Source organism: Enterobacter pseudoroggenkampii, assembly GCF_026420145.1.
GTDB classification, from domain to species: domain Bacteria; phylum Pseudomonadota; class Gammaproteobacteria; order Enterobacterales; family Enterobacteriaceae; genus Enterobacter; species Enterobacter pseudoroggenkampii.
This window is the reverse complement of the sequence record NZ_JAPMLV010000006.1, coordinates 158,285-182,065: the sequence shown is the minus strand read 5'-3', so window position 1 is coordinate 182,065 and position 23,781 is coordinate 158,285. Positions and strand designations below refer to the sequence as shown.

Sequence of the window (23,781 nt, the reverse complement as noted above, 5' to 3'; positions counted from 1 at the left end):
GTACGCTGCGTGACGAATGCTGACAAGGAGAGATGCGTGAGGCGATTGCCGGGGATTTTATTGCTTACAGGGGCAACGCTGGTCGTGATTGTCGCGTTGCTCGTGAGCGGGCTACGCCTCGTATTGCCGCATCTGGACAGCTGGCGTCCGCAGCTGCTGGCGAAAATCGAATCCACCACCGGCGTGCCGGTGAACGTCAGTCAGGTCAGCGCTAACTGGCAAAATTTTGGCCCGACGCTCGATGTCCGGGATATCAACGCCCGCCTGAAAGATGGCGGCTACCTGAAAATCAAACGCGTGACCCTGGCGCTGGACGTCTGGCAAAGCCTGCTGCATCTGCGCTGGCAGTTTCGCGATCTCACCTTTTATCAGCTCCAGTTCCTGACCAATACGCCGCTGTCCGGTAGCGATAGCGGTCAGGGGCTTGAAGCCAACCGCTTCAGCGATCTTTTCCTCCGCCAGTTCGATCATTTCGATCTGCGCGACAGCGAAGTGAGCTTTATTACTCTTTCCGGCCAGCGCGCCGAGCTGGCGATCCCGCAGCTGACCTGGCTCAACGGTAAGGATCGGCACCGCGCCGAGGGGCAGGTCAATCTCTCAAGCCTGAACGGCCAGCACGGCGTGATGCAGGTGCGCATGGATCTGCGCGACGATGACGGCCTGTTAAATAACGGCAAAGTCTGGCTGCAGGCCGACGATGTGGACGTCAAGCCGTGGCTGGGCGACTGGCTCCAGCAAAATATGCAGCTGGAAACAGCCCGCTTCAGTCTTGAAGGCTGGCTGACCCTGACGAAAGGCGAATTTGCCAGCGGCGATATCTGGCTCAAGCAGGGGGGCGCGAGCTGGAAAGGCGAAAAACAACAGCATCAGCTTTCCGTCGATAACCTCACCGCACACGTAACGCAGGAGAAAGAGGGCTGGCAGTTTGCCATTCCCGATACGCGCATCACGATGGACGGCAAGCCGTGGCCGCGCGGTGCGCTGACGCTGGCCTGGATGCCGGAGCAGGACGTCGGTGGCACGGCCAGTAAACGCAGCGACGAGCTGCGCATCCGTGCCAGCAACCTGGATTTGGCTGCCATTGAAGGGCTGCGCTCGATGGCGGCAAAGCTCTCTCCCGATCTCGGCGAGATCTGGCTGGCAACGCAGCCGAGCGGGAAGATAGACGCTCTGGCGCTGGATATCCCGCTCCAGGCGACGGAAAAAACCCGCTTCCAGGCAACGTGGAAAGATCTTGCCTGGAAGCAGTGGAAGCTGCTGCCGGGGGCAGAGCACTTTAGCGGCAAGCTGGAAGGCAGCGTGGAAAACGGCAGGCTGACGGTTGATATGCACGACGCCAAAATGCCTTACGAGACGGTCTTCCGCGCGCCGCTGGAAATCAAACAGGGCAGCGCGGTGCTTAACTGGCTCCGTAACGACAAGGGTTTCCAGCTTGATGGCCGCCATATCGATGTGAAAGCCAAAGCGGTGCACGCGCGCGGCGATTTCCGCTATCTGCAGCCTGAAGGGGATGAGCCGTGGCTGGGTATTCTCGCCGGGATCAGCACCGATGACGGCTCTCAGGCCTGGCGCTACTTCCCGGAAAACCTGATGGGAAAAGCGCTGGTAGACTATCTCAGCGGGGCGATTCAGGGCGGTCAGGCGGACAATGCCACGCTGGTCTACGGCGGAAATCCGCATCTTTTCCCGTATAAACATAATGAAGGCCAGTTCCAGGTGCTGGTGCCGCTGCATAACGCCACCTTCGCGTTCCAGCCGGGCTGGCCCGCGCTGAAAAACCTGGATATCGAACTTAATTTCCTCAATGACGGCCTGTGGATGAAGTCCGACAGCGTGGCGCTGGGCGGCGTGACGGCCAGTAACCTGACGGCCAACATTCCGGACTACTCAAAAGAGAAGCTGCTGATTGATGCCGACATCAACGGTCCCGGCAAGGCGGTCGGACCGTACTTTGAGGAGACGCCGCTGAAAGAGTCGCTGGCCGCGACGCTTCAACAGTTGCAGCTTGATGGCGATGTGAATGCTCGCTTACATCTTGATATCCCGCTGGACGGCAAGATGACCACCGCCAAAGGCGACGTCCGTCTGAAGAACAACAGCCTGTTCATCAAACCCCTTGAGAGCACGCTGAAAAATCTCAGCGGGCAGTTCAGCTTTGAGAACGGTAACCTGAAGAGCGAGCCGCTTACGGCGAGCTGGTTTAATCAGCCTGTTAATATTGACTTCACGACGACCGAGGGTGAAAAGGCCTATCAGGTAGCCGTCAATCTGGACGGTAACTGGCAACCATCACGTATGGACGTCCTGCCGAAGCCCATTGAGGCGTCAGTGGAGGGGGCGGTTGCCTGGCAGGGTAAAGTGGCAATCGACCTGCCTTATCACGCGGGTGCCCAGTATAAGGTCGACATCACGGGCGATCTGAAAAACCTTCAGAGCCAGCTGCCTGCGCCGCTGGATAAACAGGCCGGACAGCCGCTGCCGGTAAAGCTGAACGTCGATGGCAACCTGAACAGCTTCGCGCTGACCGGCAGCGCGGGTGGGACAAACCATTTCAACAGCCGCTGGCTGCTTAACCGCAAGCTCACCCTCGATAAAGCCATTTGGACAACGGATAGCCGCTCCACGCCGCCGCTGCCGGAGCAGACGGGCATTGAGCTGAACCTCCCGCCGATGGACGGTGCTGAGTGGCTGGCGCTGTTCCAGAAAGGCGTTGGGCAAAACGTTGATGAAACCGCCCAGTTCCCGCAAACCATTACCGTACGTACGCCGTCGCTGATGCTGGGCGGGCAGCAGTGGAACAACCTGAGCATTGTCTCGCAGCCTGGCGCTAACGGCACGAAGGTGGAGGCCCAGGGCAGAGAGATCAACGGTACGCTGACCATGCGCAATCACGCTCCGTGGCAGGCGGCGATCCGCTACCTCTACTACAACCCGGCAAGCGCTGCGAGCGGGAAAGATAACCCGGCAGAGACGTCGCCGCTGAGTCATACCTCCCGCGTCGATTTTAGCGGCTGGCCCGATCTCCAGCTGCGCTGTGCGGAGTGCTGGCTGTGGGGGCAGAAATATGGCCGCATCGACGGTGATTTTGCCATCCTGGGAAACACGCTTACGCTCTCCGGCGGTCTGGTTGATACCGGATTTGGCCGCATGACGGCCGCAGGGGAATGGGTGAATAACCCGGGCGAGCAGCGGACGTCCCTGAAGGGCGACATTAAAGGCAACAAACTGGATGCGGCAGCCAGTTTCTTTGGTATCAGCACGCCGCTGCGCGGCTCGTCATTTGACGTTGATTACGATCTTCACTGGCGCGACGCCCCGTGGAAGCCGGATGAGGCCTCGCTTAACGGCATTCTGAAAACCCACTTCGGCAAAGGTGAGATCGCCGACGTAAGCACGGGGCGTGCCGGACAGATCCTGCGCCTGCTGAGTTTTGACGCGCTGCTGCGCAAGCTGCGCTTCGATTTCAGTGATACCTTCAACGAAGGTTTCTACTACGATTCCATCCGCAGTACGGCGTGGATCAAGGACGGCGTTCTGCACACGGACGACACGCTGGTGGATGGCCTTGAAGCGGATATCGCCATGAAAGGCTCCGTTAACCTCGTGCGTCGCGAACTGGATATGGAAGCCGTCGTGGCACCGGAAATTTCCGCGAGCGTGGGTGTGGCGGCAGCTTTCGTGGTGAACCCGATTGTTGGTGCGGCGGTGTTTGCCGCCAGTAAAGTGCTGGGGCCACTCTGGAGCAAGGTCTCCATTCTGCGCTACCGCATTACCGGTCCGGTAGATAAACCGCAGATTAACGAGGTGCTGCGCCAGCCGCGCAAAGATGCACAGCAATGATTTGACGTGGGCAGGTAATTGCCTCACTCTCAATAAATACGATCTTAATACCGCCACGGGCGGCAACGAACGAGTAGCAATACGATGAGTCTGAACCTGGTAAGTGAACATTTGCTCGCAGCGAACGGCCTGAGCCATCAGGACCTGTTCTCCATTCTTGGTCAACTGACCGAACGCCGTCTCGACTACGGCGACCTTTATTTCCAGTCGAGCTATCACGAATCCTGGGTTTTAGAAGACAGCATCATCAAAGATGGCTCCTACAACATCGACCAGGGCGTCGGCGTCCGTGCCGTCAGCGGCGAGAAAACCGGTTTTGCCTATGCCGATCAGATTAGCCTCACCGCACTTGAGCAGAGCGCGCAGGCCGCGCGTACTATTGTGCGTGATACCGGCGATGGTCGCGTGAAAACCCTCGGAGAAGTGCAGCACTCTGCGCTCTATACCAGCATCGATCCGCTGCAGAGCATGAGCCGTGAAGAGAAGCTGGATATCCTGCGTCGCGTGGACAAAGTCGCCCGCGCGGCGGACAAACGTGTGCAGGAAGTTTCAGCCAGCCTGAGCGGTGTGTATGAACTGATTCTGGTGGCGGCAACGGACGGCACCCTGGCGGCAGATGTTCGCCCGCTGGTGCGTCTCTCCATCAGCGTGCAGGTCGATGAGGACGGCAAACGCGAGCGCGGCTCAAGCGGCGGCGGCGGTCGTTTCGGCTATGACTGGTTCCTGGGCGACGTTGACGGTGAAGCGCGCGCTGACGCGTGGGCAAAAGAAGCCGTCCGCATGGCGCTGGTGAATCTGAATGCCGTCGCGGCGCCGGCGGGCTCATTCCCGGTGGTGCTGGGTGCCGGCTGGCCGGGCGTATTGTTGCATGAGGCGGTAGGCCACGGCCTGGAAGGCGACTTTAACCGTCGCGGGACGTCCGTATTCAGTGGACAGATCGGGCAACTTGTCTCCTCGGAGCTGTGCACCGTGGTGGATGACGGCACCATGCGCGATCGCCGTGGCTCGGTGGCTATCGACGATGAAGGTACGCCAGGCCAGTACAATGTGCTGATCGAAAACGGCGTGCTGAAAGGCTACATGCAGGACAAACTCAACGCGCGCCTGATGGGGGTTGCGCCGACGGGCAACGGACGCCGTGAATCTTACGCGCATCTGCCGATGCCGCGCATGACCAACACTTACATGCTGCCGGGCAAATCCACGCCGCAGGAGATTATCGAATCCGTTGATTACGGTATCTTTGCGCCAAACTTTGGCGGCGGCCAGGTGGACATCACCTCCGGTAAGTTTGTCTTCTCTACTTCAGAAGCGTACCTGATCGAGAAGGGCAAAGTGACCAAAGCGGTGAAAGGTGCAACGCTGATTGGCTCCGGTATTGAAGCCATGCAGCAGATCTCGATGGTTGGTAACGATCTGAAGCTGGATAACGGCGTGGGCGTCTGCGGTAAAGAGGGCCAGAGCCTGCCGGTTGGCGTGGGCCAGCCAACGCTGAAAGTGGACAACCTGACGGTGGGCGGTACAGCCTGACCTGACTCCTTCATAAAAAAGGCGCTACATCAGTAGCGCCTTTCTTTTAGCGTAAGTGACCCAGCGGTATCTCCGGATCCGGCTCGTGCGTGATGCGGTTACGTAAATCACGACGAATGATTTCTATCGACCAGAACCAGACCAGATGGCCCACGATCTCTGACACGTGTTCATACCACGGCAGCTCAAACAGCGGTGGCGTCAGCCCCATCAGCGGGAAGGAGATCATATGCACAAAGAGCTGAGCTAACGCACCCGCCAGCAAACCCTGCCAGAGTTTAATTTTCGGGAAGACTTCAGCAACGACACAATACCCGACAGCGAAGACGATTGAGAAAATAATATGCGTCACGCCGACCCAGTTAAATATATGTCCGGCAAATGTATAAACCGCTGCGTTAGGATCAACAACACCCAGCCAGTCACGTAAAAATACATAGGGAGGGTTTAAAAAATTACGTGAACAGTCAATCTGGCTTGCGGCTCTTATTAATTGCTCAGGCCCGCATGCGCCGGTAAATAGATCGGTGGGGTTGCGTGGCGGAAGCGGTACTTCGGCTCCCCATTTGACAAACGCGGAGACAATCCCTGCAATTAAACCGACGAATGCGGCGAGCCCATAGCGCCTGCGTGAAGGCGGTGTTTGTTCAAATAGATTCATTTCTTTTCCTTGTTTAACGTCATCCTGCGGAATACATTTTATTATTCATATCAGCAACAAATTAATAACAGTCTGAACAGCAGACTGTTTATAAAGTAAAGGGCGGGCGGCGGCAGTGTCAATTAGCTATTCCTGATAGTGGCGAAGGAATATTCCAGAATGCAGAGGGGTTTTATCCTGGAAATATTCATCGCTCATATACTTTCAGGGATAAATCGATTATTCCTTCCTTCTTCCCCGCATCCCCTGAAACAGCTCCGCCACGTCCACAAAATACTCGGTCAGATAGTTAATACACACCTGTACCTTGAGCGGGAGTTTGTCTTTTTCGGTATACAGGGCGTACACCGGGCGCGGATCGGACTGGTAGCGTGGGAAGAGGATCTCCAGCACGCCGCTGTTGATCTCGTTGATCACCCACATCAGCGGCACGTAGGCGATCCCGGCGCCGGCCACCAGCCAGCGCGAAATGGTCATCGGATCGTTGGTGACAAACCGTCCCTCCGGCAGCAGTCGGGTGGAGATCCCCTCCGGGGCAATCAGCTCAAATTCATTGTCGGGCCGTACGCTGTACTCCAGCCACGAGTGGTTGGTGAGGTCGGCGGGTTTCTCCGGCACACCGTACTGCGCCAGATAGCTTTTCGATGCACAGACCACCATCGGCATGCTGCCCAGCCGACGCGAGAACAGGCTGGAATCCTGCAACGCGCCGACGCGGATCACCACGTCCAGCCCGTCGGCAATCAGATCCGGCGCCGGGATACCCGTCACCAGATTGACGGTAAGCCCGGGGTACTCTTTCAGCATATCCGCCGTCATGGCAGCGAGAACATTTTGTGCCATAGTTGAAGAACACCCGATGCGCAGCGTGCCGATGGGGGTGTTATTGAAGGCATAAAGCTGTTCGTGAACATCCTGCACTTCAAGCAGCATGCGGCGACAGCCCTGATAGTAAATTTTACCCGCTTCCGTCAGCCCAATGCTGCGGGTGCTGCGGTTGAGCAGCTTGACCTGAAGCTCATCTTCCAGTTTGGACACCGTCTGGCTGATGGATGAGACGCTCATCTGAAGCTGGCGGGCAGCGGCGGTAAACGAGCCCAGTTCAACCACTTTTGCGAAGACCGACATGCGTTTTAAACGTTCCATTGTTCACTCTGGCTTAAAAGTGATTTAGATCACATATTATAGATAACAGCATAACAGTTACGTTAATATATTATTTATTACATAACGGCTGCGCCATTCTCGCCCGGCGTTTCTTGCTCTCCTGCGATGGCGTGCGCTAAAAAATTCTGAAGCCTGCACTCTCTCTAATCAAGGTCAACATGAGTCTGTTTCCCGTTATCGTGGTGTTCGGTTTGTCCTTCCCACCGATATTTTTCGAGCTTCTTTTATCACTGGCGATCTTCTGGCTGGTGCGCAAGGTGCTGGTCCCTACCGGGATCTACGATTTCGTCTGGCACCCTGCATTGTTCAATACCGCGCTGTATTGCTGCCTGTTCTACCTGATATCGCGCATGTTTGTCTGAGGTTGATGTGAAAACGCTAACAAGAAAAATCTCCCGCACTGCCATCACCATGGCGCTGGTTATCCTCGCCTTCATCGCTATTTTCCGCGCCTGGGTCTATTACACCGAATCACCGTGGACGCGTGATGCACGCTTCAGCGCCGATGTGGTGGCGATCGCCCCTGACGTGGCCGGTCTTATCACGGCGGTCAACGTCCACGACAACCAGCTGGTGAAAAAAGATCAGGTTCTGTTCACCATCGACCAGCCTCGTTACCAGAAAGCACTGGAAGAGGCGGAAGCGGACGTGGCCTATTACCAGGCGCTGGCTGCGGAGAAACGTCGCGAAGCTGGCCGCCGTAACCAGCTTGGCGTTCAGGCAATGTCCCGTGAAGAGATTGACCAGTCCAACAACGTGCTGCAAACCGTGCTACACCAGCTGGCGAAAGCGCAGGCAACGCGCGATCTGGCGAAGCTCGATCTGGAGCGCACCGTGATCCGCGCACCGTCTGATGGCTGGGTGACCAACCTGAACGTCTACGCCGGGGAATTCATTACCCGCGGCTCAACCGCCGTGGCGCTGGTTAAACAGAACTCCTTCTACGTGCTCGCCTATATGGAAGAGACCAAGCTGGAGGGTGTACGTCCAGGGTATCGCGCGGAGATCACGCCGCTGGGCAGCAATCGCGTCTTTAAAGGCACCGTCGACAGCGTCGCCGCAGGGGTGACTAACTCCAGCAGCTCTAACGATGCTAAAGGGATGGCGACGGTAGATTCCAACCTCGAGTGGGTGCGTCTGGCCCAGCGCGTGCCGGTGCGCATCCACCTGGACGAGCAGCAGGGAAATCTGTGGCCTGCGGGTACCACGGCGACGGTGGTGATTACCGGTGAAAAAGATCGGGATGCCAGCCAGGACTCGTTCTTCCGTAAAATCGCCCACCGTCTGCGCGAGTTTGGTTAATCGCTATGGGCATCTTTTCCATCGCCAGCCAACACATTCGCTTCGCCGTGAAGCTGGCGTGTGCCATTGTGCTGGCGCTGTTTGTTGGCTTTCACTTCCAGCTTGAAACCCCTCGCTGGGCGGTGCTGACGGCTGCGATTGTCGCGGCGGGCCCGGCCTTTGCTGCGGGTGGGGAACCCTATTCAGGCGCGATCCGCTATCGCGGGATGTTGCGTATCATCGGGACGTTTATCGGCTGTTTCGCGGCGCTCACCATTATTATTCTGATGATCCGCACGCCGCTGCTGATGCTGATGGTCTGCTGTATCTGGGCGGGCTTTTGCACCTGGATCTCGTCTCTGGTGAAAGTGGAGAACTCCTACGCCTGGGGGCTGGCGGGCTATACCGCGCTGATTATTATCATCACCATCCAGTCCGAGCCGCTGCTGGCTCCGCAGTTTGCGGTGGAGCGATGCAGCGAGATTGTCATTGGTATTGTCAGTGCAATCGTCGCTGACCTGCTGTTCTCCCCGCGCTCTATCAAGCAGGAAGTTGACCGTGAGCTTGACGCGCTGATTGTCGCTCAGTACCAGCTGATGCAGCTCTGCATCAAGCACGGCGACAGCGAAGAGGTGGATAAAGCCTGGAGCGGGTTGGTTCGCCGCACGCAGGCGCTGGAGGGGATGCGCAGCAATCTCAATATGGAGTCCTCGCGCTGGGCTCGCGCGAATCGTCGCCTGAAGGCCCTCAACACCGTCTCTCTGACGCTGATTACCCAGGCATGTGAAACCTATCTGATTCAGAACACCCGGCCGGAAGCGGTCACCGATACCTTCCGCGAACTGTTCGCCGAGCCGGTGGAAACGGTGCAGGATGTGCACAAGCAGCTGAAGCGTATGCGCAGGGTGATCGCCTGGACAGGGGAGCGCGACACGCCGGTAACCATCTACACTTGGGTCGGCGCCGCGACGCGCTACCTGCTGCTGAAGCGCGGCGTGATCGGGAATACCAAAATCAGCGCGGCGGAAGAAGAGGTGCTGCAGGGCGAAGTGGTGATCAAGGCGGAATCCGCCGAGCGCCATCACGCCATGGTCAACTTCTGGCGTACCACGCTGGCCTGTATGCTCGGCACGCTGTTCTGGCTGTGGACGGGCTGGACGTCCGGCAGCGGCGCGATGGTGATGATTGCCGTCGTGACCGCACTGGCGATGCGTCTGCCTAACCCGCGAATGGTCGCCATTGATTTCCTCTACGGCACCATTGCCGCCCTGCCGATAGGCGCGCTCTATTTTCTGGTCATCATCCCGTCTACCCAGCAGAGCATGCTGCTGCTCTGTATTAGTCTGGCGGTAATGGCGTTCTTTATCGGCATTGAAGTACAAAAGCGGCGCCTGGGATCGCTGGGGGCGCTGGCAAGTACGATTAACATCATCGTGCTCGATAACCCGATGACCTTCCATTTCAGCCAGTTCCTCGACAGCGCGTTAGGTCAGCTGGTGGGCTGTTTCCTGGCCATGATGGTGATACTTCTGGTTCGGGATAACTCGCAGGCAAGAACGGGCCGCGTGCTGCTGAACCAGTTCGTGTCGGCTGCCGTGTCGTCGATGACAACCAATACCGCGCGCCGTAAAGAGAACCACCTGCCCGCGCTCTACCAGCAGCTGTTTTTACTGCTGAACAAGTTCCCGGGCGATATCGCGAAGTTCCGCCTGGCGTTAACCATGATCATCGCGCACCAGCGTCTGCGTAACGCGCCCGTGCCGATCAACGACGATCTGTCGGCCTGGCACCGCCAGCTGCGTCGTACCGCCGATCACGTGCTTTCCGCCAGCAGCGATGACAAACGACGTCGTTACTTTACGCAGCTGCTTGAAGAGCTCGATATCTACCAGGAGAAGCTAAAGCACTGGGAAGCACCGCCTCAGGTGACCGAGCCGGTAGGACGGCTGGTGTTTATGCTGCATCGCTACCAGAATGCCCTCACGGATAACTGACTGAAGTAAAAAACCGACGCCAAAAGCGTCGGTTTTTTTGTGGCTATACTTATTCCAGCACGTTCTTACATTTCAGGAAGGGAGGACACATGACGACCCAGGCGCTTCAGGATCACATCCTTTTTCAGACCGGTTATCTGGTCAACGGAATCTGGAAAACGCTGGACACGACGTTCGATGTACTTAACCCCGCGACCGGGGAAGTCATCGCGAAAGTGGCCAAAGCGGGTAAAGCACAAACCGAAGACGCTATCGCAGCGGCCACCAAAGCCTTCCCGGCCTGGCGTGCCAAAACCGCAAAAGAGCGTTCGGCGATTCTCTACCGCTGGTACGAACTGATTATTGAGAATAAAAGCTGGCTCGGGCGGTTAATGACCACCGAACAGGGCAAACCCCTGAAAGAGGCTGAGGGAGAAGTCGAGTACGCCGCCAGCTTTATCCAGTGGTTTGCCGAAGAAGCCAAACGCGCCAACGGTGAAATTATTCCGCCGATCAAACCCGGCTCACGCATTCTGGCGACCCGTGAACCCATTGGTGTGGTCGCGGCGATTACGCCGTGGAACTTCCCAATGGCCATGCTCACCCGCAAGTTAGGCCCGGCGCTGGCAGCAGGATGTACCGGGGTGATCAAACCGGCCAATAACACACCGCTCAGTGCCTTTGCGCTGCTTACCCTGGCAAAACAGGCCGGCGTACCCGACGGCGTGCTCAACGCCGTGGCCGGGAATACGCATGAAATCAGCGATGCGATTATGGCAAGCCGGGACGTGCGTAAAATCTCCTTTACGGGTTCAACCTCCGTCGGCAAAACGCTGGTGCGTAACGCCGCAGAAACCATGAAGAAAGTCTCGATGGAGCTGGGGGGAAATGCTCCTTATATCGTTTTTGAGGATGCGGATATCGACGCAGCGGTTAAGGGGGCGATCGCCAACAAGTTCCGCAATGCCGGGCAGGTCTGCGTCAGCGTGAACCGTTTTTATATTCAGGAAACCGTCTACGACAAATTTGTTAATAAACTTGCCGATGCGGTGAATGGGCTGAAGGTGGGCAATGGTCTTGACGAAGGGGTGGTCGTCGGGCCGCTGATTGAACCTTCTGCGGTCAACAAGGTGCGTGAGCATGTCGACGATGCCGTTGCCCGGGGCGCAACCGTATTGGCTGGGGGTAAGCCCCATCCGCTTGGTGGGAATTTCTGGATGCCAACCGTACTGGGCGACTGCCATGAAGGCATGAAGCTGGCAGAAGAAGAGACGTTTGGCCCGGTGGCAGCGTGCTTCCGTTTCACCTCGGAAGATGAAGTTATCCAGCGCGCCAACAACACGCCCTATGGGCTGGCGGCTTACTTCTATACCCAGAATCTCTCACGGGTCTTCCGCGTTTCACAGGCAATCGAGAGCGGGATGATTGGCATTAACGAGTGTGCCGTCTCCACGGAACTCGGGCCCTTTGGCGGCGTAAAAGAGTCAGGTCTTGGACGAGAGGGCTCCGTGCTGGGGCTGGAAGAGTATCTGGAAGTTAAAACCCTGCATATTGGGGGATTATAATAGACAGGGCGGCATCTGCCGCTCGCCTGGACTGGGTGGCTGGCAATGAAAACCTATACGTTTGATTTTGACGAGATCGACAGTCAGGAAGACTTCTACCGTGAATTTATCCGGGTGTTTGATCTTGAACGGGAAAGCGTGACGAATCTGGATACGCTGTGGGACGTGGTGACCGGCAGCCTGCTGCCGCTACCGCTGGAAATTGAGTTCATCCATTTGCCCGATAAGCTTCGCAGACGTTTTGGCGCGCTGATATTACTTTTCGATGAAGCGGAAGAAGAGCTTGAAGGGCAGCTGCGCTTTAACGCGCGGCATTGAATCAAAAAAAAGCCCCTGACCATGAGGCCAGGGGCAAGTCGTATGATGAGATACGACGAGGGTTTATTTATACAGCTCTGCCGTTGCATGCCAGTGGTCACCCTGATTCAGTTCGGTGACGCGATAGCTGCTGGCGCCTGCTTTTTCAGCTTTGGCGGCAAGTTCGTGACGAATATCCATCGGGGAACCGGTGACTGACGTCACGGATACGCTGCCCATTGGCTGCAGATTTTGTGCCTGGTCGGCATTCACCTGCTGTACGGCTGCACTTGCGCCGAAAGAGAGAACGGATGCCAGACCGAGGGTTGCGATGATCAATTTGGTTTTCATAGTCTTTACTCCTGAATAGGGTTTTTTACTCAACGGCGAGAAGGGTTGAACCGCTATTTTTATGCCTGGTGCCGTTGAGGGGAGATTTACGTTTTCAGTTATTACTAAAACTTATTTGTACAGCTCAGCGGTGGCGTGCCAGTGGTCACCAGAACGCGCTTCGATGATGCGATAGGATGACGCACCCTGTTCTTCCGCTTTTTTGTTCAGCATCTCACGCATGTCCATTGGCGATGTGCCGACCGCGCCGACAGAAACCGTACCGATGGCCTGGCGGGATTGCGCCTGGTCAGCATTGATAGAGTCGGCAGCGAAAGCACCGAATGACAGGACAGACAGGACGCTCAGCGCCGCTACAGTTGATTTGATTTTCATGATTCTTACCTCGTCGAATTTTTTAGTGGGGTCTTGTTTCGTGACCCTCATCACAAAATCAAGTATACACTAATAACGGTAAAAATTAATACCAGACTAATGGTTTCTATTGTTATTACGTGTTAACCAGACTATTTTTTATAACCAAATTGCATAATATTGGGTGTTTTTTGTTCGATTGTGGTGGTTATATCTAATTAAATCATATGGATAGTAGCTTTTGATTTTTTGTGCGATTTTTTGATTTAGCATTCACCAGATGAATGTTAATGGGTGGTAAAAAGCACTATTTGTCAAAGTGAAGGGCAGTAGAAAAGAGGGGGAAACGCAGCGTAAGCAGAACGATCCCCGTAGCGACGCTACGGGGAGAGGGGATTAGAGTTCCTGTTCGAACAGAACCAGAATCGCTTCGTGGAGATCTTTCACGGAGAAACCGCTGGCTGGTGTGGTAAAGATGGTGTCATCGCCGGCGATAGTCCCCAGGATCCCCTCCGTTTTACCCAGCGAGTCCAGCATGCGGGCAATCAGCTGTGCGGCGCCAGGGCTTGTGTGGATCACCACTACGGCGTCGTTATGATCGATATCCAGAACCAGATTTTTGAGCGGGCTGGAGGTGGTCGGCACGCCAAGTTCTGCCGGCAGGCAATAGACCATCTCCATCTTGGCGTTACGGGTACGCACCGCGCCAAATTTCGTTAACATGCGGGAGACTTTCGACTGATTGATGTTATCGAAGCCTTGTTCCTGCAGCGCCTGAACAATTTCTCCCTGAGAACTGAATTTCTCTTCTTTGAGTAGCGCCTTAAACGCCTTTACTAATTCTTCTTGCTTAGACGAGCTTCGCATAAGTCACCCGGAATATGACGATAGAAACAACATTATTATGCATGTGGATGAATTTTTATGCAAATTATCTACCCAGCGCCAGGCTGAAATAATGTTATGAAAGGGAGTGATTTTATCAGATTTCGTTATCAGAAAACATGCCTGGGTCACGCCGCGCAAATAAGCTTAAAAGTAAATTAAATGTTATCAAAATGATGTTGTTTTGGTGGCGGGGCAGGGTGTATTGTAACCACCTCTTAATGCGTTGCCATTTGTCGTCAGATAGCCTTCTGATGAGAGATAAAATCGCGTGACCTCAAATTCTTTAGCTACGAAAATTGTAATTATTTACTTGCTGAATTATGGTCGCCGCAACGGATTTACAGATACTTAAGTTAACCATAATAAGGAGTTTAGGATGAAAGTCGCAGTCCTCGGCGCTGCTGGTGGTATCGGCCAGGCGCTTGCCCTACTACTGAAAACCCAACTGCCTTCAGGCTCAGAACTCTCCCTGTACGATATTGCTCCGGTAACCCCAGGTGTGGCGGTTGACCTGAGCCACATCCCGACCGCTGTAAAAATCAAAGGCTTCTCCGGTGAAGATGCACGTCCTGCACTGCAGGGTGCTGACGTGGTGCTGATTTCTGCAGGCGTGGCGCGTAAGCCAGGCATGGATCGTTCAGACCTGTTCAACGTCAACGCGGGCATCGTGAAAAACCTGGTGCAGCAGATTGCAGAAATCTGCCCGAAAGCATGCATCGGTATCATCACTAACCCGGTGAACACTACCGTGGCTATCGCGGCAGAAGTGCTGAAGAAAGCCGGTGTTTACGACAAAAACAAACTGTTCGGCGTGACCACGCTGGATATCATCCGTTCCAACACCTTTGTTGCTGAGCTGAAAGGCAAACAGCCAACAGAAGTGGAAGTGCCGGTCATTGGCGGTCACTCTGGCGTCACCATCCTGCCTCTGCTGTCGCAGATCCCAGGCGTGAGCTTCACCGAGCAGGAAGTGGCTGACCTGACTAAACGCATCCAGAACGCGGGCACCGAAGTGGTGGAAGCGAAGGCGGGTGGCGGTTCTGCAACCCTGTCTATGGGCCAGGCAGCTGCGCGTTTTGGCCTGTCACTGGTTCGCGCTCTGCAGGGCGAGAAAGGCGTTGTTGAATGCGCTTACGTTGAAGGCGATGGCGAACACGCTCGCTTCTTCTCTCAACCGCTGCTGCTGGGTAAAAACGGTATCGAAGAGCGTAAATCCATTGGTACGCTGAGCGCGTTTGAACAACACGCGATGGAAGGTATGCTGGATACGCTGAAGAAAGATATCACCCTGGGTGAAGAGTTCGTTAACAAGTAAAACGAACCGTCTTCTGGCAAAAAAAACGGAGCTTATCGCTCCGTTTTTTTATGCTTGTCAGTTAGTGGCCGGATATTCCTGAATCGTCACATGCAGCGTCAGTTTCTTATCGTTGCGCATGACTTCAACAGGGATGATAGAGCCCGGACGAATCTCTGCCACCTGGTCCATCGTTTCCAGCGCAGAGACCGCTGGCGTGCCGTTGACCGACACAATGACGTCATTAACCTGAATACCCGCATTAGCAGCCGGACCACCAGGCGACACTTCATTCACCACAATCCCCTGAATCTGATCGATACCGCCGCCCTGGGTATGCATCGGTGCAATTTCGCGCCCGCCGATACCGATATAGCCGCGAATCACGCGTCCGTCGCGGATCAGCTTATCCATGATCTTGGTCGCCAGCTGGAACGGAATGGCAAAGCCGATCCCTTCCGGCGTCTCACCGTCGTTACTCTTATCGAACGAGAGGGTGTTGATGCCCATCAGTTCGCCCAGCGAGTTGACCAGCGCCCCGCCGGAGTTACCGTGGTTGATGGAGGCATCGGTTTGCAGGAAGTTCTGCCGCCCGGAGGGGTTGAGGCCAATACGACCGGTCGCACTAATAATCCCCTGGGTGATGGTCTGACCCAGGTTGTAAGGGTTACCAATCGCCAGGACGACGTCACCAATATGCGGGGTACGTTTACGGTTGATCGGGATGACCGGCAAACCGCCCGTGGCGTTAATTTTCAGCACGGCCAGATCGGTCAGGCTGTCAGAACCAACGAGTAACGCCTCAAATACGCGGCCATCCTGCAGGGCGACGATGATCTGGTCGGCATCGTTAATCACGTGCTTGTTGGTAATAATGTAGCCGCGCTCGTCCATGATTACGCCGGAGCCGAGAGTACGGATCTCCAGCTGGTTGTGGGCTGAGGTGTTCAGACCACGGTTATAGACGTTAACCACGGCAGGTGCGGCACGGCGGACGGCCTGGTTATAGGTGGCTGGCGTTTCATCCGTGCTATCGAACTGGGGAGCCGACAGTTTATTGAACTGACGTATAGACGGCAGCGCCAGCAGCAGCAGGCCAGCGACAATCAAACCGATGACAATAGAACGTAAGAGCTTTAAAAGCATGATGCGCGTGTCGTTAAAAAAGGAACGATTTGCAGCATAACATGAGTTATCCGGACATCACACGCAGCGGTGATGTCCGGGTCACAAATGCTTAGCGCAACAGTATATAGATGGACTCATTGCCACGCATGACCTGCAGGGCAATAACCGCCGGTTTACTTTCCAGCAACTTGCGCAGTTCGGCAATGGACTGCACGCGATTGCGGTTTACGCTAATGATCACGTCATCCTGATGCAATCCGGCCTGTGCGGCAGGGCTGCTCTTCTCGACGGTGTCGATGCGAATGCCTTTCGTACCGTCTTTCAGCTGCCCATCGCTCAACGTAGCCCCTTGCAGGGCCGGGGCGATAAGCTCCGCACTGGCAGAGGAAGAGGTGCTCTTATCCAGCGTGACTTCAACGTCCAGCGGCTTACCGTCACGTATCAGGCCCAGCTTCACTTTGGCACCGGGTTCGGTGGTGGCAATCCGCGAGCGCAGTTCGGCAAAGCTGCTCAGCGGCTTGTCGTTCAGGCTGACGATCACATCACCCGATTTCACGCCCGCTTTTGCCGAGCCGGAGTTTGGCAGCACTTCACTGACAAACGCCCCGCGCTGTACGTTGATGTTGAACGCTTTTGCAATATCCGCGCTCATCTCCATACCTTTAATACCCAGCAGCCCGCGTTTGACTTCGCCAAACTGAATGAGCTGTTGAGAGAGGGTTTTGGCCATATTGCTGGGGATAGCAAAACCGATCCCGATGCTGCCGCCGCCCGGGGCCAGAATCGCCGTGTTAATCCCTATCAGCTCGCCGTTAAGGTTGAGCAATGCCCCGCCGGAGTTCCCACGGTTGATGGAGGCATCGGTCTGGATAAAGTTTTCCAGCCCTTCCAGATTGAGGCCGCTGCGTCCCAGCGCGGAGACGATCCCGGAAGTCGCGGTCTGCCCTAAGCCAAAGGGGTTGCCCACGGCGACGGCAAAATCGCCGACGCGCAGTTTGTCGGAGTCCGCGATGGCAATCTGGGTCAGGTTGCTCGGGTTTTGCACCTGCAACAGCGCGATGTCGCTCTGGTCATCTCCGCCGATCAGTTTAGCATCGAATTCGCGGCCATCGTTCAGCTGGACGCTGATTTTATCGGCCTGGCTGATGACATGATTGTTGGTCAGAATATAGCCTTTTGCCGCATCAATAATGACGCCAGAGCCCAGGCCTTCAAAAGGCTGCGCCTGCTGGTCGGGAGACTCATCGCCAAAATATTTTTTCAGTTCTTCAGGGACGCGTTGGCTTTGTACTGCGGTACCCTCAACCTGAACGCTGACGACCGCAGGCAACACTTTTTCCAGCATGGGTGCGAGGCTTGGAATGGCCGCCTGGCCAGGCACCTGGGTGGGGATGGCGGCGAATACAGGGACGGACGCCGAGAGAGATAACCCGACACTTAACGCGATAGCGCTCAACAGCTGGTTTTTTTTCTTCATCGATGTTGACTCTCGTAACCTGGAATAAAGGAAAAACGGCCCCAAAAACACGTTGATGTTATTGAATTTTAAACCGCTGAACAATGAGGTGTTTAACTAAATGATAGCTGGGGTCATCAAGAAAGGACGGGCGCAATCGCTGCGCCCGTAAAATAAATTCAGGTTGTGCGATTAATCGCGTTTTACACCGCCGCGCAGCAGGCCGGACGCGCCATCGGAATAGTCGCGAGGCATCTGAACGGGCGCCTGATCGTTACCGGCTTCAGAGTCAGCCAGACGGTTGCGGAACGGGTTGGTTTCCGCGGTCATTTCCGGCAGCAGGCTGCTGGAGCTTTTGGCCATATGTTGATACAGCTGACGATAGTCGGTCGCCATGTTGTCCAGCAGCTCGGCGCTACGGGCAAAATGGCTGACCAGCTCTTCACGATACTCTTCCAGCTCGGCTTTGTTCTTTTCCAGTTCGTACTGCAGTGACTGCTGCTGACGCAATTTGCGATTACCGAAACGCATGGCCACAGCACCGATAACGATGCCGACGACTAAACCGATTAGCGCATATTCCCAGGTCATGAACTTCTCCCGTTGTCTTGTTGTTCCGTAGGGTGTTGGCTCGGCTCCTGCCTGTGCCTGATAATGCCACTATAACCGCTATTTCCGTAGAAGTGGAATCCTGACGTATCATCGCGTAGTGTAGAACGGCCTTTTTTTCATCAGTCGCGTCTGCTGGTGAGCGTTAATTGAAGGAATAACAATAAGATTATGCAAAACCTGTCCCCTGCATCGCGATATCAACTGGCCCTAAACGAGGGCACTCATCAGCCGGATGACGTTCAACGTGAGGCGGTAAACCGTCTGGAGATGATTTATCAGGAGCTCACGGCAAAACCCGCTGAAGTCGAACAGAACGGTGGCCTAAAGGCGGCGTTTGGGCGGTTGCTCGGTAAAAAAGCGCCGCAGGCTCATGCGCCGGTGCGCGGTTTATATATGTGGGGCGGGGTCGGTCGCGGAAAAACCTGGCTGATGGACCTGTTCTATCTGAGCCTGCCGGGCGCACGCAAACAGCGCCTGCACTTCCATCGTTTTATGCTGCGGGTGCATGAAGAGCTGACCGCACTGCAGGGTAAAAGCGATCCGCTGGAGATTGTGGCCGACAGGTTCAAGGCGGAAACCGACGTGCTCTGCTTCGATGAGTTTTTTGTGTCTGACATCACCGATGCCATGCTGTTAGGTGGCCTGATGAAAGCGCTATTTGCCCGCGGAATCACGCTGGTGGCCACGTCGAATATCCCGCCGGATGAGCTCTATCGTAACGGCCTGCAGCGGGCACGCTTCCTGCCCGCCATCGACGCCCTCAAGCAGCACTGCGACATCATGAACGTCGATGCCGGTGTCGATTATCGTCTGCGAACCCTGACACAGGCGCACCTCTGGCTTTCGCCGTTAAATGCAGAGACCACCCGCGAGATGGATAAGCTTTGGCTGGCGCTGGCGGGGGCAAAACGCGATCACACCCCGGAACTCGAGATTAACCATCGTCCGCTGCCCACTCTTGGCGTCGAAAACCAAACGCTGGCGGTCTCCTTTACGACGCTCTGCGTGGATGCCCGCAGCCAGCACGACTACATTGCGCTTTCGCGTCTGTTCCACACCGTGATGGTGCTGGATGTACCGGTGATGACGCGGCTGATGGAGAGCGAAGCACGGCGCTTCATTGCGCTGGTGGACGAGTTTTATGAGCGCCACGTCAAGCTGGTGGTCAGCGCCGAGGTACCTTTATATGAGATTTACCAGGGCGAGCGGCTGAAGTTTGAATTCCAGCGCTGCCTGTCGCGCCTGCAGGAGATGCAGAGCGAGGAATACCTGAAGCTGGAGCATATGCCGTAACAAACGTCACCCTCTCCCTGTGGGAGAGTGGCTGGGGGGGAGGGCACCAGACGTTAATAAATGCCACCCTCTCCCTGTGGGAGAGGGGCCGGGGGTGAGGGCACCAGACCGCACAATACTTAACCCCGAAAAACCCATTCCAAATCACATTTAAGGGTCGATCTTTGACCTCAACTTCTCTATAATCTTGCGACCCCACGTTACGAGAAGGTTTTTTTCCCGAAACTTTCTATGTGTCGGCATTAGCTATTCGAAGGGGTAGGTTTGCCGGACTTTGTCGTGTGAACCTCAACTGACTAAACGTTTGGGTGTTCACCAACGTGTAACTTATTATTTGGGTAAGCTTTTAATGAAAACTTTTACAGCTAAACCAGAAACCGTACAGCGCGACTGGTATGTTGTTGACGCGACCGGTAAAACTCTGGGCCGTCTGGCTACTGAACTGGCTCGTCGCCTGCGCGGTAAGCACAAAGCGGAATACACTCCGCACGTTGATACCGGTGATTACATCATCGTTCTGAACGCTGATAAAGTTGCTGTAACCGGCAACAAGCGTACTGACAAAGTGTACTATCACCACACCGGCCACATCGGTGGTATCAAAGAAGCGACCTTTGAAGAGATGATTGCTCGCCGTCCTGAGCGTGTGATTGAAATCGCGGTTAAAGGCATGCTGCCAAAAGGCCCGCTGGGTCGTGCTATGTTCCGTAAACTGAAAGTTTACGCAGGCAACGAGCACAACCACGCGGCACAGCAACCGCAAGTTCTTGACATCTAATCGGGATTATAGGCAATGGCTGAAAATCAATACTACGGCACTGGTCGCCGCAAAAGTTCCGCAGCTCGCGTTTTCATCAAACCGGGCAGTGGTAAAATCGTAATCAACCAGCGTTCTCTGGAACAATACTTCGGTCGCGAAACTGCCCGCATGGTAGTTCGCCAGCCGCTGGAACTGGTTGACATGGTAGAAAAACTGGATCTGTACATCACCGTTAAAGGTGGTGGTATCTCCGGTCAGGCAGGTGCGATCCGTCACGGTATCACCCGCGCTCTGATGGAGTACGACGAATCTCTGCGTTCTGAACTGCGTAAAGCTGGCTTCGTTACTCGTGACGCGCGTCAGGTTGAACGTAAGAAAGTGGGTCTGCGTAAAGCACGTCGTCGTCCACAGTTCTCCAAACGTTAATCCATTCTGCTTACGCAGAACGATTGGCGAAAAACCCGCTTCGGCGGGTTTTTTTATGGATAATGCGCAGGTTATCCACAATCTCCATGCATATATCTTCTCTTTTTCCACATTTCCAGAATCCCCTCACCACAAAGCCATCAAAATCTGGTAAACTATCATCCAATTTTCTGCCCAAATATCGGTGAATACTCGATTTTTGTTCGTTTCTTGAACAATGTGTTTTCTCTGGGATGGGCGATACAACATCTGGCTGGCCCCTGTTGGGCTGGTAGCAGTAAAAATTCTGAATATACCTGGAGGTTTTCATGGCTGTCGCTGCCAACAAACGTTCGGTAATGACGCTGTTTTCTGGTCCTACTGACATTTATAGCCATCAGGTTCGTATCGTGCTGGCCGAGAAGGGTGTCAGTTTTGAGATCGAGCATGTGGAAAAGGATAACCCGCCTCAGGATCTGATCGATCTCAACCCGAGCCAAAGCGTACCGACGCTGGTGGATCGCGAGCTGACCCTGTGGGAATCCCGTATCATTATGGAATATCTGGATGAGCGTTTCCCGCATCCGCCACTGATGCCTGTTTACCCTGTCGCGCGTGGTGAAAGCCGCCTGTACATGCAGCGTATTGAAAAAGACTGGTACTCGCTGATGAACGTTATCGTCAGCGGTTCCGCTTCTGAAGCTGACGCTGCGCGTAAGCAGCTGCGTGAAGAGCTGCTGGCTATCGCCCCGGTGTTTGGTCAGAAGCCGTTCTTCCTGAGCGATGAGTTCAGCCTGGTGGATTGCTACCTGGCACCGCTGCTGTGGCGTCTGCCAACCCTGGGCGTAGAGTTCAGCGGTCCTGGCGCGAAAGAGCTGAAAGGCTATATGACTCGCGTATTTGAACGCGACTCTTTCCTGGCATCTTTAACTGAACCGGAACGTGAAATGCGTCTCGGCCGAGGCTAATGACTGTGGAAATGTCACAACTGACCCCACGCCGTCCGTATCTGCTGCGCGCCTTCTATGAATGGCTGCTGGATAACCAGCTCACGCCGCACCTGGTTGTGGATGTGACGTTGCCGGGCGTGCTGGTTCCAATGGAATACGCGCGTGACGGACAGATCGTACTGAACATTGCGCCGCGTGCGGTGGGTAACCTGGAGCTGGCAAACGATGAAGTGCGCTTCAACGCGCGTTTCGGCGGCGTTCCGCGTCAGGTTTCCGTACCTCTGGCAGCTGTGCTGGCTATCTACGCGCGTGAAAACGGTGCGGGTACCATGTTCGAGCCGGAAGCGGCGTATGATGAAGATGTTGCCAGCCTGAATGATGACAACGCATCCGATGAGCGCGAAAGCGACACGGTGATGTCACTGATTGATGGCGATAAACCCGATCATCACGACGACAATGACCCTGATGACGATCCGCCTCCGCGCGGTGGTCGTCCGGCTCTTCGCGTCGTGAAATAAAAAAACAGGCCCAATCGGGCCTGTTTTTTTTACACTTCCAGGTAGTTCAGTATACCGTCAGCCGCCTTGCGGCCTTCGGCAATCGCCGTCACCACCAGGTCAGAACCGCGAACGATATCGCCACCGGCGAAGATTTTCGGGTTGCTGGTCTGGAATGCGTTATCGCTGCCTTCTGGCGCAATCACGCGGCCCTGCGAATCCAGCTCAACGCTGTGCTTCGCCAGCCACTCCATGCTGTGAGGACGGAAACCGAACGCCATCACCACGGCATCGGCCGGGATCACGTGTTCAGAACCGGCGACGATTTCCGCACGACGACGGCCTTTCGCATCCGGTGCCCCCATCTCCGTGCGCGCCATCTTCACGCCGCTCACTTTACCGTTGGCATTCACTTCAATACCCAGAGGCTGGATGTTGAACTGGAACTCCACGCCCTCTTCACGCGCGTTTTTCACTTCGCGCTTAGAGCCCGGCATGTTCTCTTCGTCACGACGGTAGGCGCAGATCACGTGTGCCGCATTCTGACGAATGGAGGTACGCACGCAGTCCATCGCGGTATCACCGCCGCCCAGCACCACCACGCGTTTGCCTTCCATGCTGACGAAAGGCTCATCGGCGGTTTCGCCGTAGCCCATGATCTGCTTGGTGTTGGCAATCAGGAACGGCAGCGCGTCGTACACGCCCGGCGCGTCTTCGTTCTCCAGACCGCCGCGCATGGACTGATAGGTGCCCACGCCCAGGAACACGGCGTCGTAATCCTTCAGCAGGTCGTCGAGCTGCACGTCGCGGCCCACTTCCACGTTAAGTTTGAACTCAATGCCCATGCCGGTGAAGATTTCACGGCGACGGGTCATGACCTCTTTTTCCAGCTTGAAGGCCGGGATACCGAAGGTCAGCAGGCCGCCGATCTCCGGATGACGGTCAAAGACCACCGCCTTCACGCCGTTGCGGGTCAGCACGTCCGCACAGGCCAGGCCCGCCGGGCCCGCGCCGATGATCGCCACGCGCTTGTCGGTTTGCTTCACGCCGGTCATATCCGGACGCCAGCCCATCTCGAACGCTTTATCGTTGATATAGCGCTCGATGTTGCCGATGGTCACCGCGCCGAACTCGTCGTTCAGCGTACAGGAACCTTCGCACAGACGGTCCTGAGGACACACGCGGCCGCACACTTCCGGCAGGGTGTTGGTCTGGTGAGACAGCTCGGCGGCTTCAAAAATACGTCCTTCGTTGGCCAGCTTCAGCCAGTTCGGGATGTAGTTATGTACCGGGCATTTCCATTCGCAGTAAGGGTTACCGCAGGACAGGCAGCGGTCTGCCTGCGCTTTGGCCTGGCCCTCTGAAAACGGCTCGTAGATTTCAACAAATTCAATTTTGCGGATCTTCAGCGGTTTCTTTGGCGGATCAACACGCTGCAGGTCGATAAACTGGTATACGTTCTGGCTCATCTGAATT

The 23,781-nt window shown here is 55.6% G+C and carries 22 protein-coding genes; 13 read left to right on the top strand and 9 right to left on the bottom strand.

Annotated elements, in window-relative coordinates:
- Positions 1 to 36: 36 nt before the first annotated feature.
- A complete protein-coding gene (gene yhdP / locus OTG14_RS20395; RefSeq protein ID WP_248272487.1) occupies positions 37 to 3,840 on the top strand; it encodes an AsmA2 domain-containing protein YhdP in 3,804 nt (1,267 codons plus the stop codon).
- Between the two features lie 84 nt (positions 3,841 to 3,924).
- Positions 3,925 to 5,370, top strand: a complete 1,446-nt coding sequence (tldD, locus tag OTG14_RS20390; protein ID WP_024906327.1) for a metalloprotease TldD — start codon at positions 3,925 to 3,927, stop codon at positions 5,368 to 5,370.
- Between the two features lie 46 nt (positions 5,371 to 5,416).
- Here tldD and OTG14_RS20385 read toward each other — a convergent pair whose 3' ends face one another.
- Both OTG14_RS20385 and aaeR read right to left on the bottom strand, forming a co-directional pair.
- Complete coding sequence (locus OTG14_RS20385; RefSeq protein WP_267215678.1) at positions 5,417 to 6,031, bottom strand: YagU family protein; 615 nt, start codon at positions 6,029 to 6,031, stop codon at positions 5,417 to 5,419.
- Between the two features lie 219 nt (positions 6,032 to 6,250).
- Positions 6,251 to 7,177, bottom strand: coding sequence for an HTH-type transcriptional activator AaeR (gene aaeR, locus OTG14_RS20380; protein WP_023309395.1), 927 nt, complete (start codon positions 7,175 to 7,177; stop codon positions 6,251 to 6,253).
- A gap of 179 nt (positions 7,178 to 7,356) precedes the next feature.
- Here aaeR and aaeX point away from each other — a divergent pair, with 179 nt between their 5' ends.
- The 5 genes from aaeX to OTG14_RS20355 all read left to right on the top strand — a co-directional run bounded on the left by aaeX (position 7,357) and on the right by OTG14_RS20355 (position 12,335).
- Positions 7,357 to 7,560 carry a p-hydroxybenzoic acid efflux pump operon protein AaeX gene (gene aaeX / locus OTG14_RS20375; RefSeq protein ID WP_003860416.1) on the top strand — a complete coding sequence of 68 codons (204 nt, stop codon included), beginning with the start codon at positions 7,357 to 7,359 and terminating at the stop codon, positions 7,558 to 7,560.
- Between the two features lie 7 nt (positions 7,561 to 7,567).
- Complete coding sequence (gene aaeA / locus OTG14_RS20370; RefSeq protein ID WP_023309394.1) at positions 7,568 to 8,500, top strand: p-hydroxybenzoic acid efflux pump subunit AaeA; 933 nt, start codon at positions 7,568 to 7,570, stop codon at positions 8,498 to 8,500.
- 5 nt (positions 8,501 to 8,505) lie between these two features.
- Positions 8,506 to 10,473: a p-hydroxybenzoic acid efflux pump subunit AaeB gene (aaeB, locus tag OTG14_RS20365; RefSeq protein ID WP_045329685.1), complete on the top strand. Its 1,968-nt coding sequence runs from the start codon at positions 8,506 to 8,508 to the stop codon at positions 10,471 to 10,473.
- A gap of 89 nt (positions 10,474 to 10,562) precedes the next feature.
- On the top strand, positions 10,563 to 12,017 hold the full coding sequence (locus OTG14_RS20360) for an NAD-dependent succinate-semialdehyde dehydrogenase (protein WP_061716408.1): 1,455 nt from the start codon (positions 10,563 to 10,565) through the stop codon (positions 12,015 to 12,017).
- 45 nt (positions 12,018 to 12,062) lie between these two features.
- Positions 12,063 to 12,335: a barstar family protein gene (locus OTG14_RS20355; RefSeq protein WP_008502839.1), complete on the top strand. Its 273-nt coding sequence runs from the start codon at positions 12,063 to 12,065 to the stop codon at positions 12,333 to 12,335.
- 63 nt (positions 12,336 to 12,398) lie between these two features.
- Here the strand turns inward: OTG14_RS20355 and yhcN (OTG14_RS20350) are convergent, their stop codons facing one another.
- From yhcN (OTG14_RS20350) to argR, 3 genes are all read right to left on the bottom strand, one after another.
- A complete protein-coding gene (gene yhcN, locus OTG14_RS20350; RefSeq protein WP_024906332.1) occupies positions 12,399 to 12,665 on the bottom strand; it encodes a peroxide/acid stress response protein YhcN in 267 nt (88 codons plus the stop codon).
- A gap of 111 nt (positions 12,666 to 12,776) precedes the next feature.
- Complete coding sequence (gene yhcN, locus OTG14_RS20345; protein ID WP_024906333.1) at positions 12,777 to 13,040, bottom strand: peroxide/acid stress response protein YhcN; 264 nt, start codon at positions 13,038 to 13,040, stop codon at positions 12,777 to 12,779.
- 375 nt (positions 13,041 to 13,415) lie between these two features.
- A complete protein-coding gene (gene argR, locus OTG14_RS20340) occupies positions 13,416 to 13,886 on the bottom strand; it encodes a transcriptional regulator ArgR (RefSeq protein ID WP_023309388.1) in 471 nt (156 codons plus the stop codon).
- 397 nt (positions 13,887 to 14,283) lie between these two features.
- On the opposite strand from argR, the gene mdh reads away from it, so the two are divergent.
- Positions 14,284 to 15,222, top strand: a complete 939-nt coding sequence (mdh, locus tag OTG14_RS20335; RefSeq protein ID WP_023309387.1) for a malate dehydrogenase — start codon at positions 14,284 to 14,286, stop codon at positions 15,220 to 15,222.
- A gap of 57 nt (positions 15,223 to 15,279) precedes the next feature.
- On the opposite strand, the gene degS is transcribed toward mdh, so the two are convergent.
- The 3 genes from degS to zapG form a co-directional block, all read right to left on the bottom strand.
- Positions 15,280 to 16,347: an outer membrane-stress sensor serine endopeptidase DegS gene (degS, locus tag OTG14_RS20330; protein ID WP_024906334.1), complete on the bottom strand. Its 1,068-nt coding sequence runs from the start codon at positions 16,345 to 16,347 to the stop codon at positions 15,280 to 15,282.
- 91 nt (positions 16,348 to 16,438) lie between these two features.
- Positions 16,439 to 17,806: a serine endoprotease DegQ gene (degQ, locus tag OTG14_RS20325; RefSeq protein ID WP_024906335.1), complete on the bottom strand. Its 1,368-nt coding sequence runs from the start codon at positions 17,804 to 17,806 to the stop codon at positions 16,439 to 16,441.
- A gap of 171 nt (positions 17,807 to 17,977) precedes the next feature.
- Positions 17,978 to 18,376 (bottom strand): Z-ring associated protein ZapG, encoded by a 399-nt coding sequence (gene zapG / locus OTG14_RS20320; protein WP_008502832.1) that lies wholly within the window; start codon positions 18,374 to 18,376, stop codon positions 17,978 to 17,980.
- A 189-nt stretch (positions 18,377 to 18,565) separates the two neighbouring features.
- Between zapG and zapE the strand changes: the two genes are divergently transcribed.
- From zapE to sspB, 5 genes are all read left to right on the top strand, one after another.
- The gene (gene zapE / locus OTG14_RS20315) at positions 18,566 to 19,690 is read left to right on the top strand and encodes a cell division protein ZapE (RefSeq protein WP_267215677.1); all 1,125 of its coding nucleotides are present in this window, start codon (positions 18,566 to 18,568) and stop codon (positions 19,688 to 19,690) included.
- A gap of 349 nt (positions 19,691 to 20,039) precedes the next feature.
- Positions 20,040 to 20,468 (top strand): 50S ribosomal protein L13, encoded by a 429-nt coding sequence (gene rplM, locus OTG14_RS20310; RefSeq protein WP_006178824.1) that lies wholly within the window; start codon positions 20,040 to 20,042, stop codon positions 20,466 to 20,468.
- A 15-nt stretch (positions 20,469 to 20,483) separates the two neighbouring features.
- On the top strand, positions 20,484 to 20,876 hold the full coding sequence (gene rpsI / locus OTG14_RS20305; RefSeq protein WP_003860436.1) for a 30S ribosomal protein S9: 393 nt from the start codon (positions 20,484 to 20,486) through the stop codon (positions 20,874 to 20,876).
- A 308-nt stretch (positions 20,877 to 21,184) separates the two neighbouring features.
- Positions 21,185 to 21,823, top strand: coding sequence for a stringent starvation protein SspA (gene sspA, locus OTG14_RS20300; protein WP_023333624.1), 639 nt, complete (start codon positions 21,185 to 21,187; stop codon positions 21,821 to 21,823).
- A gap of 5 nt (positions 21,824 to 21,828) precedes the next feature.
- Positions 21,829 to 22,326, top strand: a complete 498-nt coding sequence (gene sspB, locus OTG14_RS20295) for a ClpXP protease specificity-enhancing factor (protein WP_024906337.1) — start codon at positions 21,829 to 21,831, stop codon at positions 22,324 to 22,326.
- A 29-nt stretch (positions 22,327 to 22,355) separates the two neighbouring features.
- Here the strand turns inward: sspB and gltD are convergent, their stop codons facing one another.
- Positions 22,356 to 23,774 carry a glutamate synthase subunit GltD gene (gene gltD, locus OTG14_RS20290; RefSeq protein ID WP_023309377.1) on the bottom strand — a complete coding sequence of 473 codons (1,419 nt, stop codon included), beginning with the start codon at positions 23,772 to 23,774 and terminating at the stop codon, positions 22,356 to 22,358.
- Between the last annotated feature and the right edge of the window lie 7 nt (positions 23,775 to 23,781).